The organism is Klebsiella variicola, from assembly GCF_000828055.2.
Classification (GTDB): Bacteria; Pseudomonadota; Gammaproteobacteria; order Enterobacterales; family Enterobacteriaceae; genus Klebsiella; species Klebsiella variicola.
Map to the genome: position 1 here is coordinate 1956481 of NZ_CP010523.2, position 15676 is coordinate 1972156.

Annotated in this window: 14 protein-coding genes and 1 pseudogene; 10 read left to right on the forward strand and 5 right to left on the reverse strand. The window is 57.8% G+C overall.

The annotated features are described in order from the left end of the window. Positions 1–253 precede the first annotated feature (253 nt). Positions 254–1588 (forward strand): 2-hydroxycarboxylate transporter family protein, encoded by a 1335-nt coding sequence (locus SP68_RS09180; protein ID WP_008804257.1) that lies wholly within the window; start codon positions 254–256, stop codon positions 1586–1588. Positions 1589–1650: 62 nt separating this feature from the next. On the opposite strand, the gene pyk is transcribed toward SP68_RS09180, so the two are convergent. Continuing rightward, positions 1651–3093, reverse strand: coding sequence for a pyruvate kinase (gene pyk / locus SP68_RS09185; protein WP_002911440.1), 1443 nt, complete (start codon positions 3091–3093; stop codon positions 1651–1653). Between the two features lie 125 nt (positions 3094–3218). Next, positions 3219–4087: pseudogene (locus SP68_RS09190) on the reverse strand (MurR/RpiR family transcriptional regulator). Positions 4088–4282: 195 nt separating this feature from the next. Between SP68_RS09190 and SP68_RS26310 the strand changes: the two are divergent. From SP68_RS26310 to SP68_RS09205, 4 genes are all read left to right on the forward strand, one after another. Further along, positions 4283–4432 (forward strand): hypothetical protein, encoded by a 150-nt coding sequence (locus SP68_RS26310; RefSeq protein ID WP_004145554.1) that lies wholly within the window; start codon positions 4283–4285, stop codon positions 4430–4432. Between the two features lie 10 nt (positions 4433–4442). Then, positions 4443–5918: a glucose-6-phosphate dehydrogenase gene (gene zwf, locus SP68_RS09195; protein ID WP_008804260.1), complete on the forward strand. Its 1476-nt coding sequence runs from the start codon at positions 4443–4445 to the stop codon at positions 5916–5918. A 222-nt stretch (positions 5919–6140) separates the two neighbouring features. After that, on the forward strand, positions 6141–7952 hold the full coding sequence (gene edd / locus SP68_RS09200; protein ID WP_008804261.1) for a phosphogluconate dehydratase: 1812 nt from the start codon (positions 6141–6143) through the stop codon (positions 7950–7952). Between the two features lie 38 nt (positions 7953–7990). Next, positions 7991–8632, forward strand: a complete 642-nt coding sequence (locus SP68_RS09205; protein ID WP_002911423.1) for a bifunctional 4-hydroxy-2-oxoglutarate aldolase/2-dehydro-3-deoxy-phosphogluconate aldolase — start codon at positions 7991–7993, stop codon at positions 8630–8632. Positions 8633–8689: 57 nt separating this feature from the next. On the opposite strand, the gene purT is transcribed toward SP68_RS09205, so the two are convergent. Beyond that, positions 8690–9868: a formate-dependent phosphoribosylglycinamide formyltransferase gene (purT, locus tag SP68_RS09210; RefSeq protein ID WP_012541255.1), complete on the reverse strand. Its 1179-nt coding sequence runs from the start codon at positions 9866–9868 to the stop codon at positions 8690–8692. A gap of 135 nt (positions 9869–10003) precedes the next feature. On the opposite strand from purT, the gene SP68_RS09215 reads away from it, so the two are divergent. From SP68_RS09215 to ptrB, 3 genes are all read left to right on the forward strand, one after another. Then, the gene (locus SP68_RS09215; protein WP_012967680.1) at positions 10004–10351 is read left to right on the forward strand and encodes a YebG family protein; all 348 of its coding nucleotides are present in this window, start codon (positions 10004–10006) and stop codon (positions 10349–10351) included. Positions 10352–10492: 141 nt separating this feature from the next. Beyond that, positions 10493–11155 (forward strand): tellurite resistance TerB family protein, encoded by a 663-nt coding sequence (locus tag SP68_RS09220; RefSeq protein ID WP_012541257.1) that lies wholly within the window; start codon positions 10493–10495, stop codon positions 11153–11155. A gap of 120 nt (positions 11156–11275) precedes the next feature. Beyond that, the gene (gene ptrB / locus SP68_RS09225; RefSeq protein ID WP_012541258.1) at positions 11276–13336 is read left to right on the forward strand and encodes an oligopeptidase B; all 2061 of its coding nucleotides are present in this window, start codon (positions 11276–11278) and stop codon (positions 13334–13336) included. 3 nt (positions 13337–13339) lie between these two features. Here ptrB and exoX read toward each other — a convergent pair whose 3' ends face one another. Together exoX and SP68_RS09235 are read right to left on the reverse strand one after the other, a co-directional pair. Continuing rightward, positions 13340–13999, reverse strand: coding sequence for an exodeoxyribonuclease X (gene exoX, locus SP68_RS09230; RefSeq protein ID WP_022066251.1), 660 nt, complete (start codon positions 13997–13999; stop codon positions 13340–13342). A 78-nt stretch (positions 14000–14077) separates the two neighbouring features. After that, a complete protein-coding gene (locus SP68_RS09235) occupies positions 14078–14308 on the reverse strand; it encodes a DNA polymerase III subunit theta (protein WP_012541260.1) in 231 nt (76 codons plus the stop codon). Positions 14309–14421: 113 nt separating this feature from the next. On the opposite strand from SP68_RS09235, the gene yobA reads away from it, so the two are divergent. Further along, on the forward strand, positions 14422–14796 hold the full coding sequence (gene yobA / locus SP68_RS09240; RefSeq protein WP_008804269.1) for a CopC domain-containing protein YobA: 375 nt from the start codon (positions 14422–14424) through the stop codon (positions 14794–14796). A 3-nt stretch (positions 14797–14799) separates the two neighbouring features. Then, the gene (gene copD, locus SP68_RS09245) at positions 14800–15669 is read left to right on the forward strand and encodes a copper homeostasis membrane protein CopD (protein ID WP_012541262.1); all 870 of its coding nucleotides are present in this window, start codon (positions 14800–14802) and stop codon (positions 15667–15669) included. Positions 15670–15676: the final 7 nt, after the last annotated feature.

The following is a 15676-nucleotide window of genomic DNA, read 5'->3' on the forward strand; positions in this document are numbered from 1 at the left end:
GCATTTAAATTTCACCATTGATGAAAACTTTAGCTTTATGACGATAAATTAAATTACTTAAAATCAATTTTATAGTTTAGTCACAAAGCCAACAGAAGAAATCCGTTTGTCATTTTTTGTTTTAAACGCCTGTGCTACCGTTTTGAGTGTATTTTGGTGAGCCGGTGTTTAGTGCTATTTCATTTATGTTGCTACGCAAATTTTAATATTGCGTTACTACCCTACGCTACCTCCTTATCATTCAGGTAAAAATATGGAAAATAATTCACTCAACCACCCGATAGATAAAACGCAACCGAACGGCCAATCGACACGACTTTTATCCAATATCGACGTTGGTGCCGTACCGTTAACGCTCTTTATTGGTATCGCTGCGATCGTCGCGCTCTCTGCGAGCGCGGGCCTGCTGCCGAAAAATATGATTGGCGGACTGGCGGTCATTATGACCCTGGGATTCGCGCTGGCTAAGATTGGCCGCATGGTGCCAGTACTAAAAGACATTGGCGGGCCGGCCATATTGTGTCTGATGATGCCCTCAGTATTGGTCTACTTTGGCGTGTTTGAAGCTCATACGCTCGATACTGTGCACTTGCTGATGAAAGAGGCCAATCTCCTCTATTTCGTCATCGCCTGTCTGGTTGTCGGGAGTATTCTGGGAATGAACCGCACTATTCTGATCCAGGGGATGGTGCGTATGTTTGTCCCGCTGGTGGCCGGGACCGGGGCGGCAATATTAACCGGCCTGCTGGTGGGCAGCTTATTTGGCTACAGTATTTACCACACCTTCTTTTTTATCATCGTGCCGATTATCGGCGGCGGCATCGGCGAAGGGATCCTGCCTTTGTCGCTGGCTTATTCGGCCATTCTCGGGCAAACACCTGATGTCTATGTTGCCCAGCTGGCGCCGGCCGCGGTGGTTGGGAATATTTTCGCCATTATCTGCGCTGGTTTTCTGGCGCGCATGGGCGCACGTCGTCCGGCGCTCTCCGGCAATGGGATGCTGATCCGCAGCCATGACGATAATAGCGTCTTTGCGCAGCATCAGAGTACCCAGCCCACCGATTTTCAGCTGATGGGCGCCGGGTTGCTGATGATTTGTGCATTTTTCATCGTCGGTGGTCTGCTGGAGAAGGTGGTGCATATTCCCGGGCCGGTGCTGATGATTCTGGCGGCCGTCTTCTGCAAATATACCAACGTTATCCCGGCGGCGATGGAGCTGGGGGCGCACAGCTGCTACAAGTTTGTCTCCGCCGCGCTGGTGTGGCCGCTGATGATCGGCCTGGGCATGCTGTATGTGCCGCTGGAGAGCGTGGTCTCGGTCTTCTCCGTTGGTTACGTCGTGGTTTGCGGCTCCATCGTTATTGCCATGGCGCTGAGCGGTTTCTTTATCGCTGCTCGCCTGAATATGTATCCGGTGGAAGCCGCTATCGTGACCAGCTGCCATAGCGGCCTTGGAGGAACCGGAGATGTGGCCATCCTCTCGGCGTCAAACAGGATGGGGTTGATGCCGTTTGCCCAGATTGCGACGCGGATCGGCGGGGCGTCGACGGTGATCGCCGCGACGCTGTTGTTGAGCTGGGTGGTGTAATCTGCCAGATAGTGGGCAAAAAAAAACCTGCCAGCGCATCGCTGGCAGGTCGACACCGAGGCTTACTCGACGGTGAGGATACGGGTGGTGTTGGTGCTGCCGATGGTGCTCATCACGTCACCCTGGGTAACGACCACAAGGTCACCAGAGACCAGGTAGCCTTTGTCCCGCAGCAGATTGACGGCATCGTGCGCAGCGGCTACCCCGTCATTCTGGCTGTCGAAGAACACCGGGGTCACCCCGCGGTAGAGTGCGGTCAGGTTCAGGGTGCGCTCGTGGCGGGAAAGGGCGAAAATCGGCAGACCGGAGCTGATGCGCGAGGTCATCAGCGCGGTGCGGCCCGATTCGGTCATGGTGATGATGGCCGTGATGCCTTTCAGGTGGTTGGCGGCATACATCGCCGACATAGCAATCGCTTCTTCTACGTTGTCAAACTGGACGTCCAGACGGTGTTTGGAGACGTTGAGGCTGGGGATTTTTTCGGCGCCCAGACACACGCGCGCCATCGCGGCCACGGTTTCCGACGGGTACTGACCGGCAGCGGTTTCCGCAGAGAGCATCACCGCATCGGTACCATCCAGCACGGCGTTGGCCACGTCCATGACTTCAGCACGAGTCGGCATCGGGTTGGTGATCATCGACTCCATCATCTGGGTGGCGGTAATGACGGAACGGTTCAGCTGACGGGCACGACGAATCAGCGCTTTCTGGATACCCACCAGCTCTGGATCGCCGATTTCGACGCCGAGGTCGCCGCGCGCAACCATGACCACATCGGAGGCGAGGATCACGTCGTCCATCGCATCCTGATCGCAGACCGCTTCCGCACGCTCAACTTTGGCGACGATTTTCGCATCGCAGCCGGCATCGCGCGCCAGGCGACGGGCGTAGTTCAGGTCTTCGCCGCAGCGCGGGAAAGAGACCGCCAGGTAGTCGACGCCGATTTTGGCGGCGGTGACGATATCGGCCTTGTCTTTGTCGGTCAGCGCTTCGGCAGACAGACCGCCGCCCAGCTTGTTGATCCCTTTGTTGTTAGACAACGGACCGCCGACGGTCACTTCAGTAAACACTTTCATTCCCTGAACTTCGAGGACTTTCAGCTGCACGCGACCATCGTCGAGCAGCAGGATATCGCCCGGCACGACATCCGCCGGCAGGCCTTTGTAGTCGATCCCGACTTTCTCTTTGTCGCCTTCACCTTTACCAAGGTTAGCGTCGAGCAGGAATTTATCGCCGACGTTGAGGAAAATTTTGCCTTCTTTGAAGGTCGATACGCGAATTTTTGGTCCCTGGAGGTCGCCGAGGATGGCCACGTGACGGCCCAGTTTTGCCGCAATCTCACGCACTTTGTCGGCACGGAGCTGATGATCTTCCGGGGTGCCGTGAGAGAAGTTCATACGCACTACGTTTGCGCCCGCGGCGATAACTTTTTCCAGGTTGTTATCGCGGTCAGTTGCCGGGCCTAAGGTAGTAACGATTTTGGTTCTGCGAAGCCTTCTGGACATGTAATACTCCGTTGACTGATACAACTTTGGTGTTGCGTGAACATGGATTCGGTAGCGCCAGCCTGCAACGTCGCACAGCCGGATCGTTATCGAAGGTGTAATGGGGTACTGCTTGTTATCAACTTTTATTGATTATCACTGGGTACGAACGGTTCTTTATCAAAACGCGATTCCTTCAGCGCTTCCTTGACCCTCTTCAAGTTATCTCTGAATTTTGCCCCTCGACGCAGCGTAAACCCCGTCGCCAATACGTCGATGACGGTCAGCTGGGCGAGACGGGAGACCATCGGCATATAGATGTCGGTATCTTCCGGCACATCGAGGGTGATGGCGAGCGTGGCTTCCCGGGCCAGGGGGGTACCGGCGGAGGTGAGGGCGATCACCATGGCATCGTTTTCACGGGCCAGCTGCGCCAGCTCCACAAGGCTCTTGGTTCTTCCGGTATGTGAGATAATCACCACCACATCATCGTCATCGCAATTCATACAGCTCATGCGTTGCAGGACAATGTCGTCGGAATAGATGACCGGCACGTTAAAGCGGAAAAATTTGTTCATCGCATCATGGGCGACCGCCGCCGAGGAACCGAGGCCGAAAAAGGCGATTTTTTGGCCTGAGTCAGCAGATCCACCGCGCGATTCACCGCCGACATGTCGAGAGAATGGTGGACCTGATCTAAACTCGCCATGGCCGATTCGAATATTTTTCCCGTGTATGACTCAACGCTGTCGTCTTCATCAACATTCCGGTTAACATAGAGCGTGCCGTGCGCGAGGCTCTGGGCAAGGTGCAGTTTAAAATCAGGAAACCCGCGGGTTTCGAGACTGCGGCAGAAGCGATTGACGGTCGGTTCGCTCACCCCGGCCTCAAGGGCGAGGGCGGCGATGCTCGAATGAATGGCCTGCGCGGGGGTGGCGAGGATCACTTCCGCCACTTTGCGTTCAGATTTGCTAAGGTGTTCCAGTCGGGACTGGATTTTTTCCAGCATGTTCATTAGTAACAGGGCGCTCATCAATGGAAACGATTTCATTAATGGGTGAAATCATCGGGCGTTTTAGCAAGAATATACCCCTCCGCAAGCGCAAGCGGTGAGGAATGACGTGAAATAATGTTGTTTTTTTTCATTACATGATCAGAGTCGTATTTTACTGACCTGAAACAGGTACAAACAACGAACAATATCAGCCAGATGCCCAAATCATCGCCGAATGTTTTCACCCTGTGCGGTTTTACCGCCGCAAACGAAGGGGAAGGCTTTCGGGAAATACGTAAACACAGTACAGTGCAGTGTAAGAAAATTACAAATATAGCCTGGCAGAAGCACCAGACTATCAACTGAGGAGAATGACATGGCGGTAACGCAAACGGCCCAGGCATGCGACCTGGTCATTTTCGGCGCGAAGGGCGACCTGGCGCGACGTAAATTGTTGCCTTCCCTGTATCAGCTTGAAAAAGCGGGCCAGATCCACGCCGACACCCGCATCATTGGCGTCGGCCGTGCCGATTGGGATAAAGCGGCTTACACCAAAGTCGTGCGCGAAGCGCTGGAAACCTTCATGAAGGAAAAAATTGATGAGGGTTTGTGGGATTCCCTGAGCGGACGCCTGGAGTTCTGTAATCTTGACGTCAATGACACCAGCGGCTTCACGCGTCTGGGTGAGATGCTGGATCAACAGAACCGTGTCACCATCAACTATTTCGCCATGCCGCCGAGCACCTTTGGCGCGATCTGCAAAGGTCTGGGCGAAGCGAAGCTCAATGCCAAGCCTGCGCGCGTGGTGATGGAAAAACCGCTGGGTACCTCGCTGGAAACCTCGCGTGAAATCAATGACCAGGTCGGCGAGTTTTTTGAAGAGTGCCAGGTCTACCGTATCGACCACTACCTCGGTAAAGAGACGGTCCTCAACCTGCTGGCGCTGCGCTTTGCCAACTCTCTGTTCGTCAATAACTGGGACTGCCGCACTATCGACCATGTCGAAATCACCGTCGCGGAAGAGGTGGGTATTGAAGGGCGCTGGGGTTACTTCGACCAGGCCGGGCAGATGCGCGACATGATCCAGAACCACCTGCTGCAGATCCTGTGCATGATTGCCATGTCACCGCCGTCCGATCTCAGCGCCGACAGCATCCGTGATGAAAAGGTCAAGGTCCTGAAATCCCTGCGCCGCATTGATCGCTCCAACGTGCGTGAGAAAACCGTTCGCGGCCAGTACACCGCCGGCTTTGCCCAGGGCAAAAAAGTCCCGGGTTACCTGGAAGAAGAGGGCGCCAACAAAACCAGTAACACCGAAACCTTCGTGGCGATCCGCGTCGATATCGATAACTGGCGCTGGGCCGGCGTACCGTTCTATCTGCGCACCGGCAAACGTCTGCCGACCAAATGCTCTGAGGTAGTGGTTTACTTCAAAACTCCGGAGCTGAACCTGTTTAAAGAGACCTGGCAGGAGCTGCCGCAGAACAAGCTGACCATTCGTCTGCAGCCGGACGAAGGGGTGGATATCCAGGTGCTGAACAAAGTGCCGGGCCTCGACCATAAGCATAATCTGCAGATCACCAAGCTGGATCTGAGCTACTCCGAGACCTTCAACCAGACGCACCTGGCCGATGCTTATGAGCGTCTGCTGCTGGAGACCATGCGCGGTATCCAGGCGCTGTTCGTGCGCCGTGATGAAGTGGAAGAGGCGTGGAAATGGGTGGATTCCATCACCGAAGCCTGGGCTGCCGACCGCGATGCGCCGAAACCGTATCAGGCAGGGACCTGGGGACCGGTTGCGTCGGTGGCGATGATCACCCGTGACGGCCGCTCATGGAACGAGTTCGAGTAAGCTCGTCGCCTAATCCGTCAGGGTTATTTTACCGGTAACATGATCTGACGCAGAAAGTCGCACGCTTTTTAATCTTTTAAGCCCCATGAGGATTCACCCACGGGGCTTTTTTTATTACACTGCTTTCAGACATTTTGCCCCTGAGCGCTGGTGTTGGTGGCCTTTAGCACAAAAATACGTCATCACGCAGCGGCCGGACAGATACAAATTTGAGGAGCCTTTATGAATTCGACAATGTTACGGGTAACAAATCGCATTATCGAACGGTCGCGTGACACCCGCGCGGCTTACCTCGCAAGGATTAACCAGGCCAAAACCGACACCGTGCATCGTGCGCAACTGGCCTGCGGCAATCTGGCTCACGGTTTCGCGGCCTGTCAGGCTGACGACAAAGCCTCTCTGAAAAGCATGTTGCGCAACAATATCGCCATCATTACCTCCTACAACGATATGTTGTCCGCTCACCAGCCCTACGAACACTATCCGGACATCATCCGTAAAGCGCTGCATAGCGCCAATGCGGTCGGCCAGGTGGCCGGCGGCGTGCCGGCAATGTGCGACGGCGTAACCCAGGGGCAGGACGGTATGGAGCTCTCATTGCTGAGCCGCGAAGTGATCGCCATGTCCGCCGCTATCGGTCTGTCGCATAACATGTTCGATGGCGCGCTATACCTCGGCGTGTGCGATAAAATTGTCCCCGGCCTGACCATGGCGGCACTCTCTTTCGGCCATCTGCCGTCGGTCTTTATTCCGTCCGGTCCAATGGCCAGCGGCCTGGCTAATAAAGAGAAGGTCCGCATTCGCCAGCTGTACGCGGAAGGTAAAGTGGATCGTATGGCGCTGCTGGAGTCTGAAGCTGCCTCGTATCACGCGCCGGGGACCTGTACTTTCTACGGGACGGCGAACACCAACCAGATGGTGGTCGAGTTTATGGGCATGCAACTGCCGGGCTCGTCCTTCGTCCATCCGGATGCCCCGCTGCGGGACGCACTGACCGCCGCTGCCGCACGCCAGGTCACCCGCATGACCGGCAATGGCAACGAGTGGATGCCGCTGGGGAAAATGTTCGACGAAAAAGTGGTGGTCAACGGCATCGTGGCGCTGCTGGCGACCGGTGGCTCCACCAACCATACCATGCACCTGGTGGCGATGGCCCGCGCGGCGGGGATCATCATTAACTGGGACGATTTCTCCGACCTGTCAGACGTGGTGCCGCTGCTGGCGCGCCTCTATCCCAACGGCCCGGCGGATATCAACCACTTCCAGGCGGCGGGCGGCGTTCCGGTACTGGTGCGCGAGCTGCTGAAAGGCGGCCTGCTGCATGAGGATGTTCACACCGTCGCTGGCTTTGGTCTGTCGCGTTATACCCTGGAGCCGTGGCTCAACAACGGCGAGCTGGACTGGCGTGAAGGGGCGACAGCGCCGCTTGACGATCAGGTCATCGCGACCTTCGAGAAACCGTTCTCCCGCCACGGCGGCACCAAGGTGCTGAGCGGCAACCTGGGGCGCGCGGTAATGAAAACCTCGGCTGTCCCGGTGGAGAATCAGGTGATTGAAGCGCCGGCGGTGGTGTTCGAGAGCCAACACGACGTATTGCCGGCCTTTGAAGCGGGCCTGCTGGATAAAGATTGTGTGGTGGTGGTCCGTCATCAGGGGCCAAAAGCGAACGGGATGCCAGAATTACATAAACTTATGCCGCCACTTGGTGTATTATTGGACCGCCGTTTCAAAATAGCGCTGGTGACCGATGGCCGACTCTCTGGCGCCTCCGGTAAAGTCCCGTCAGCTATCCATGTCACGCCTGAAGCCTATGATGGTGGGTTGCTGGCGAAAGTGCGCGATGGCGATGTGATTCGCGTGAACGGGCAGACGGGAGAACTGACGCTGCTGGTGGACGATGCCGAACTGGCGGCGCGCCAGCCGCATATCCCTGACCTCAGCGCGTCGCGCGTGGGAACCGGTCGGGAGATGTTTGGGGCGCTGCGTGAGAAGCTCTCTGGCGCGGAGCAGGGCGCAACCTGCATCACTTTTTAAGACGATTTTATTTCTAGATCTGGCGAGAGAAAATCCTGATGAAAAACTGGAAAACAACAGCAGAAGCAATCCTCACCTCCGGTCCGGTTGTCCCGGTTATCGTGGTGAAAAAGCTGGAGCATGCGGTACCGATGGCGAAAGCGCTGGTCGCGGGCGGCGTGCGCGTGCTGGAAGTCACCCTGCGCACCGAGTGCGCCCTGGAAGCGATCCGCGCGATTGCTAAAGAAGTGCCGGACGCGATTGTCGGCGCGGGCACGGTCACCAACGTCGAGCAACTGAAAGCGGTAACGGAAGCTGGCGCGCAGTTCGCTATCAGCCCGGGACTGACCGAATCCCTGCTGAAAGCGGCGACCGAAGACGGCACCATTCCGCTGATCCCGGGGATCAGCACGGTTTCCGAGCTGATGCTGGGTATGCAGTATGGTCTGAAAGAGTTTAAATTCTTCCCGGCGGAAGCCAACGGCGGCGTGAAAGCCCTGCAGGCGATTGCTGGTCCGTTCGGCCACATTCGTTTCTGCCCGACCGGCGGTATCTCTCCGGCCAACTACCGTGACTACCTGGCGCTGAACAGCGTGCTGTGCATCGGCGGTTCCTGGCTGGTGCCAGCCGACGCGCTGGAGGCCGGCGACTACGATCGCATCACCACCCTGGCGCGTGAAGCGGTGGAAGGCGCGAAGTAAACCGCGCCTCAGGGTCGACAACCCGGTCAGCGGCAACGCGACCGGGTTTTTTTGTCTCTATCCTTCGACGATGACCGCCGCGGCGGCGGTTTTAGCCCGCGCTACGGCCTCTTCAACCGAATCGGCAACGGCGAGGGTCACCCCCAGGCGGCGGGTACCGTCAATCTCGGGCTTGCCGAACAGTCGCAGCTGCAGGCCAGCCCCGACGGCCGATTGCAGCTGGCCAAAGCTGACGTTCTGACTGGTCAGCTGCGGAAGGATCACTGCGGAAGCGGCCGGACCATACTGGCGGATAGCGCCGACGGGCAGTCCAAGAAAGGCACGAACGTGCAGGGCGAATTCCGAGAGATCCTGCGAGATCAGCGTTACCATGCCGGTGTCGTGTGGGCGCGGGGAAACTTCGCTGAAGATCACCTCGTCGCCGCATACGAACAGTTCCACGCCAAACAGGCCATGACCCCCCAGCGCCAGCACTACCTTGCGGGCGATGGCCTGGGCACGTTCGAGGGCCAGGTCGCTCATCTGCTGTGGTTGCCAGGACTCACGGTAATCGCCGTCTTCCTGGCGATGGCCAACCGGGGCGCAGAAATGCACGCCGTCGACGGCGCTGACGGTGAGCAGGGTGATTTCGAAATCGAAATTCACCACCCCCTCGACGATCACCCGCCCGGCGCCGGCGCGGCCGCCCTGCTGCGCATAGCGCCAGGCTTCGCTGAGCTGGTCAGCCGAGCGGATAAAGCTCTGACCTTTGCCGGAGGAGCTCATCACTGGTTTGACGATGCACGGCAAACCGATGTCGGTGACCGCCGCGCGGAAGCCTTCTTCGCTGTCGGCAAAGCGATAGCTGGAGGTGGGGAGCTGCAGCTCTTCTGCCGCCAGGCGGCGAATGCCTTCGCGGTTCATGGTGAGCTTAGCCGCCCGCGCCGTGGGGACTACTTTCTGCCCGGCCTGTTCCAGTTCAACCAGGGTATCGGTAGCAATAGCTTCGATCTCCGGCACGATGTAATCGGGTTTTTCCTGTTCAATCAGAGCGCGCAGGCTCTCGCCGTGCAGCATATTGATGACATGGGCGCGGTGGGCGACCTGCATCGCCGGGGCATCGGGGTAGCGGTCGACGGCGATAGTTTCAATGCCCAGACGCTGACATTCAATAGCGACTTCTTTGCCCAGCTCGCCGGAACCTAACAGCATTACTTTGGTGGCTGCCGGGCGCAGCGCGGTGCCTAATACAGTCATAACTCTCTTCCGCAGTAAAAAAAGATGCTGCCGATTATAAACGAAAACGTTTGCGTCTGTCTTTACGCGCGTGAGTTGAGTCCGGAGAGGAAATTTGTTATACTGTATAAAAATACAGTATTGAGAGGCTGCAGCATGGCGGTTGAAATTAAATATGTTGTGATCCGCGAAGGTGAGGAAAAAATGTCTTTTGCCAGCAAAAAAGAGGCCGACGCTTACGACAAAATGCTCGATCTGGCAGAGGTGCTGAATGACTGGCTGGTGGCATCGCCGCTGGAGATGGATGACGCCCAGCGTGACACCATGGCGATGTGGCTGGCAGAGCGAAAAGAGGCGCTGCAGCATATCCTGCGCGTCGGCCGATTGCCGGAGCAGGATGCGTCCGCGCACGACTCACCCGCGCCGTCGGCGGCAGAAGAGGCTTCTCCAGCGGAAGACGCCGCGGCGCCAGCGACCAAAGCGCGTAAGGCGAAAGTGGCCTGACTGGCGGCAGCCAGCTATGGCCTTGCTGGGCAGGGATTTGTCTGCCGCGCCCACCTTTGCGCATCTTTAGCCAGATCTAACATTTCCTGACATCGCGTCGTTTAGGCTGATAGCAGTGTTTTATCACCTGAGAGGAAAACCATGGCTAACTGGCTTAATCAACTACAGTCGCTGCTCGGGCAGCAGGGCGCGTCATCGACAGGCGAGTCGTCAAAAGGGAGCGCACTGCTGCCCGGCGCGATTGGCGGGCTGGCCGGGTTGCTGGTGGCCAGTAAATCCTCACGCAAACTGCTGGCGAAGTACGGCACCAGCGCGCTGCTGGCTGGCGGTGGGGCGGTGGCGGGTACGGTGTTATGGAACAAGTATCAGCAGAAGATGCGCGCTCAAAACGCGCCTGTCCCCGGGGCGAACACGCCGGCTGCCGTGCCGGCGGATGTTGATCCGCGCAGCGTGCGACTGATCACCGCGCTGGTTTTTGCCGCCAGGAGCGATGGTCATATAGATGACCACGAACGGGCTAATATTGAAGCCCAGCTGCGGGCGGCCAATATCGACGTTCAGGCCCGGGTGCTGATCGACCAGGCGCTGGCCCAACCGCTGGATCCTCAGCGTCTGGCGGAGGGCATCGTTGATCCGCAGGAGGCACTGGAGATCTACTACGTCAGCTGCGCGGTCATTGATATCGACCACTTTATGGAACGCAGTTATCTGAACGCGCTGGGAGACGCTTTGTCACTGCCAAAGGATGTCCGGGCCGATATAGAACAGGATATCCAGTCACAAAAACAAGCGCTAAGCGTCTAAATTATCACGTTTCGCTTGCATCGCCCGCGTCTTTTGCCACCCTTATAGACACGTCATCATTCAGGCGCCGCCGTGTGACCTGAATGCTCTTGTGTCACGATAAAGCAGCAGAAGAACAACATGCCACCTAAAGCCAAACGGATCCCTCACGCCATGACCTTGCATGGCGATACACGCATCGATAACTATTACTGGCTGCGCGACGATGAGCGCGCGCGACCTGACGTGCTGGAGTACCTGCACGCGGAGAACGCCTATGGCAAGCGGGTGATGGATTCGCAGCTCAGCCTGCAGGAACGTCTGCTGAAAGAAATTATCGACCGCATTCCGCAACGGGAAGTCTCCGCCCCTTACAGTAAAAATGGTTTTCGCTACCGTCAGGTTTACGAGCCGGGCTGTGAATACGCCATCTATCAGCGCCAGTCGGTGCTCAAAGAGGAGTGGGACGAGTGGGAGATCCTGCTCGACGGCAACCAGCGGGCGGCGAAGAGTGAGTTCTACACCCTTGGCGGACTGGGCGTCGCGCCGAATAACCAATTGATGGCGGTGGCGGAGGATTATCTTTCCCGCCGCCAGTATGGCCTGCGCTTCTGCAACCTTAGCAGCGGTGAATGGTACCCGGAGATCCTGGAAAATGTTACCTCCGGGTTTGCCTGGAGCAATGATTCCCGCTTTGTGTGGTACGTGCGTAAACATCCCACCACACTGCTGCCTTATCAGGTCTGGCGCCACACGGTGGGTACCGCGGCGCAGAGTGATGTGCTGGTCTATGAAGAAAAAGATGAGACCTTCTACGTCAGCGTACATAAGACCACTTCCCAGCAGTTCGTGGTGATTTATCTCTCCAGCGCCACCACCAGTGAAGCATTACTGCTCAACGCCGAACTCCCTGACGCCGAGCCGGTCTGCTTCCTGCCGCGGCGGAAAGATCACGAATACAGCCTCGATCACTATCAGCACGCGTTCTATCTGCGATCCAACCGGGAGGGGAAGAATTTTGGCCTCTACCGTACTGTGCTGCGCGATGAAGATCAGTGGACCACGCTGATCCCGCCGCGTCACGACGTGATGCTCGAAGGATTTACCCTGTTTACTGACTGGCTGGTCGTCGAGGAGCGCCAGCGCGGCCTGACCAGCCTGCGGCAAATTAACCGCAAGACCCGGGAGGTGGTAGGGATCGCCTTTGACGATCCGGCCTATGTCACCTGGCTTGCCTATAATCCGGAACCTGAAACGTCGCGACTGCGCTACGGGTATTCCTCCATGACCACGCCGGACACCCTGTTTGAACTGGATATGGATACCGGCGAGCGGCGGGTTATCAAGCAGCAGGAGGTGAAGGGGCTGGACACGAGCTGCTACCAGAGCGAACACCTGTGGGTGACCGCCCGCGATGGCGTCGAGGTTCCGGTATCGCTGGTCTACCATCGCGACCATTTCCGCAAAGGGAGCAATCCGCTGCTGGTCTATGGCTACGGCTCGTATGGCGAGAGTATCGATGCCGATTTCAGCGCCAGCCGGCTGAGCCTGCTCAACCGCGGCTTTGTCTACGCCATCGCCCATGTCCGCGGCGGGGGCGAGCTGGGGCAGCAGTGGTATGAGGACGGCAAATTTCTGTGTAAGAAAAATACCTTCAACGACTATCTGGACGTCTGTGACGCGCTGCTGGCCCAGGGGTACGGCGATCCGCAGCTCTGCTATGGCATGGGGGGCAGCGCCGGCGGGATGCTGATGGGCGTGGCCGTTAACGAACGTCCTGAGCTGTTTCATGGCGTGATAGCCCAGGTGCCGTTCGTCGATGTGGTGACCACCATGTTGGACGAATCTATTCCACTGACCACCGGGGAATTTGAAGAGTGGGGGAATCCACAGGATGAAACCTATTACCACTACATGAAAAGCTACAGCCCCTACGACGGCGTCCGGGCGCAGGCTTATCCGCATATGCTGGTCACCACCGGACTGCACGATTCCCAGGTGCAATACTGGGAGCCGGCGAAATGGGTGGCCAAACTGCGGGAACTGAAAACCGACGATAACCTGCTGCTGCTCTGTACTGATATGGATTCCGGCCATGGCGGCAAATCCGGGCGCTTTAAAAGCTATGAAGGGGTGGCCCTGGAGTATGCCTTTTTCATTGCCCTGGCGCAGGGGACACTGCCGGGAAAAGCGGCTGTGTGACGATTATTCCCCGAGGTAGTGTTTGAGGGTCAGACGCAGTTCGGGGCTCATCCGGTCGAGATTGTTGAATAACCAGCGCAGGTAGCCGGGGTCGTTTTCAGCAATTTCGGCCACCGCTATACCCCGGTATTTGCCGAAGGTAAAGGTGGTGAGCAGCGCCGGGCGGCCGGTGATATCGGCCATTTCGTCAGGCGTCCAGCCGGAAACGTTGATGATATCCAGCAGCAGCGCGGCGGTGATATAGCAGTCATACAGCGCGCGGTGGTGATGCAGCCCCGGCGGGGTCGCCACATTCAGCTTACGTGATTTATATAACCCCATATTGCTGTATTTGATCCCCGGCCACAGGCGGCGGGCCAGCTTCATGGTACAAATCCACTCGCCGCTCATCTCCGGTAGCACCCGGCGGTCAAAGCTGGCGTTGTGCGCGACATACCAGGGGCTGCCAAGATAATGCGGAATAATCTCTTCAATCCACGGCTTATCGGCGACCATCTCTTCCGTTATACGGTGGATAGCCATCGCCTGCGGCGTGATGGGCCGATCAGGACGCACCAGATGGCTCATCGGGTTAGTGATTCGCCCGTCGACAATATCGACCGAGGCGATTTCGACGATGCCCCCCTGCAGGCCGCAGGTTTCGGTATCAATGACGCGCAGCATGGCTCGCTCCAGAGCAAAACAACAAGCGTAAAGGAATTGGGTGGTCTTGCCAACCGATGGGGAGCAGGCGGGCGCGCATTATTTCTGCTTCGGCTCCCAGGGCAGTCGGGAAAGCGAGACAGAGGCCAGCCGATGGGCGATCAGTCGTTCGCGGAACCAGTCGCGCAGATGGGCGGGCTGCTCACGCTCGACCAAATCAGCGACCACCGGCATGTTGTATCGCTCCTTAAAGGCGACGCCGGCGGCGGCGAGATCGACGTTGACCTTATCCATCTCAGCTTGCGAAATTTTGGCCAGATTTCTTTCCATTATTAACTCCAGTGTGCTGGTAAACCCGGTCGAGGCGCTGACGCTTAGCTCGACTCTGCCATTATACAGGGTTATTCTCTGTCCTACAGACATAACAAAAGGGAATGACGAATATGCGACTCCTCGCTGGACGCGCGTTGCGCCTCTCCGTTGCGTTTGCCGGTATATTAACCGCGGCAGGCGCCTTCGCCCATGCTCACCTGCAACAGCAGATCCCCGCCGCGGGTGCCCAACTGACCGCGCCCCCTCAGACGCTGACGCTCAGTTTCTCCGAAGGGATCGAACCGGCCTTCAGCGGCGTGACCGTCACCGGTCCGCAGCAGCACGCGGTAGCCGCCGGTAAACTGACCCGCAGCGCTGACAACCCCGCTCAGGTCACCTTACCCCTGGCGGAAACGTTGCCTCCGGGGGAGTACACCGTAGCATGGCATGTGGTCTCGGTTGACGGCCATAAAACCAAAGGGCAATACACTTTTAGCGTGAAGTGATCGATGTTGACCGGGCTCTATATCACGCTGCGTTTTGGGCACTTTATCACCCTGATGTTGGCTTTTGGCTGCGTGCTGTATGGCGCCTGGTGGGCGCCGGTACCGCTGAGGCGCGTGCTGATGCACCGCTTTTATCCGCTATTGCGCCCCCTGATGTTGATTGGCGCGCTCTCAACCGTGGCGCTGTATCTGCTGCAGGGGGGGATAATGGGCGACGGCTGGGCGGATGTCTGGCAGCCCGCCGTTTGGCAGGCGGTAGCGGGAACCCGCTTCGGCGGGGTGTGGATCTGGCAGATCCTGCTGGCGTTGACTGCTCTCGCCGTGGTGTGGATCCGTCCTCATCACGGCGCCAGGCAACTGATGGCCCTGCTGGCGGCCCAGCTGCTGCTTTCCGCCGGGGTTGGGCATGCTGCTATGCACGATGGCTTACTCGGCGCCCTGCAGCGCACTAATCATGCCGTCCACCTCTTCTGCGTCGCCAGCTGGTTCGGCGGCCTGTTGCCCTTCATCTACTGCCTGCGTCTGGCGCAGGGGCGCTGGCGTCAGGCTGCGGTCTATACCATGGCGCGCTTTTCGCGTTATGGACATCTGGCGGTGGCCGGCACCCTTGCCAGCGGCGTGGTCAATGCGCTGTTGATCCAGGGGGCGGTGATCGGAACCTCGCCCTGGGGACGCATGCTGTTGATCAAATGTGCGCTGGTCGCCGGGATGGTGGTAATTGCCTTAGTGAACAGGTATGTTCTGGTACCGCGCATGTCGGCAAGCGGTTCGCGGGCGGAAAGCCTGATCCTGCGAACCACGCAGGCTGAGATAGGGCTGGGCGCGCTGGCGCTGCTGGCCGTCAGTCTGTTTGCCACCTGGGAACCTTATTGAATTAACT

Coding starts and splice junctions, on each gene's coding strand:
- copD (WP_012541262.1), top strand. CDS start 14,800: ATGTTGACCGGGCTCTATATCACGCTGCGTTTTGGGCACTTTATCACC.
- exoX (WP_022066251.1), bottom strand. CDS start 13,999: ATGCTGCGCGTCATTGATACCGAAACCTGCGGCCTGCAGGGGGGCATC.
- SP68_RS09235 (WP_012541260.1), bottom strand. CDS start 14,308: ATGGAAAGAAATCTGGCCAAAATTTCGCAAGCTGAGATGGATAAGGTC.
- pyk (WP_002911440.1), bottom strand. CDS start 3,093: ATGTCCAGAAGGCTTCGCAGAACCAAAATCGTTACTACCTTAGGCCCG.
- ptrB (WP_012541258.1), top strand. CDS start 11,276: ATGCCACCTAAAGCCAAACGGATCCCTCACGCCATGACCTTGCATGGC.
- yobA (WP_008804269.1), top strand. CDS start 14,422: ATGCGACTCCTCGCTGGACGCGCGTTGCGCCTCTCCGTTGCGTTTGCC.
- purT (WP_012541255.1), bottom strand. CDS start 9,868: ATGACTGTATTAGGCACCGCGCTGCGCCCGGCAGCCACCAAAGTAATG.
- zwf (WP_008804260.1), top strand. CDS start 4,443: ATGGCGGTAACGCAAACGGCCCAGGCATGCGACCTGGTCATTTTCGGC.
- SP68_RS26310 (WP_004145554.1), top strand. CDS start 4,283: ATGCCCAAATCATCGCCGAATGTTTTCACCCTGTGCGGTTTTACCGCC.
- edd (WP_008804261.1), top strand. CDS start 6,141: ATGAATTCGACAATGTTACGGGTAACAAATCGCATTATCGAACGGTCG.
- SP68_RS09215 (WP_012967680.1), top strand. CDS start 10,004: ATGGCGGTTGAAATTAAATATGTTGTGATCCGCGAAGGTGAGGAAAAA.
- SP68_RS09180 (WP_008804257.1), top strand. CDS start 254: ATGGAAAATAATTCACTCAACCACCCGATAGATAAAACGCAACCGAAC.
- SP68_RS09220 (WP_012541257.1), top strand. CDS start 10,493: ATGGCTAACTGGCTTAATCAACTACAGTCGCTGCTCGGGCAGCAGGGC.
- SP68_RS09205 (WP_002911423.1), top strand. CDS start 7,991: ATGAAAAACTGGAAAACAACAGCAGAAGCAATCCTCACCTCCGGTCCG.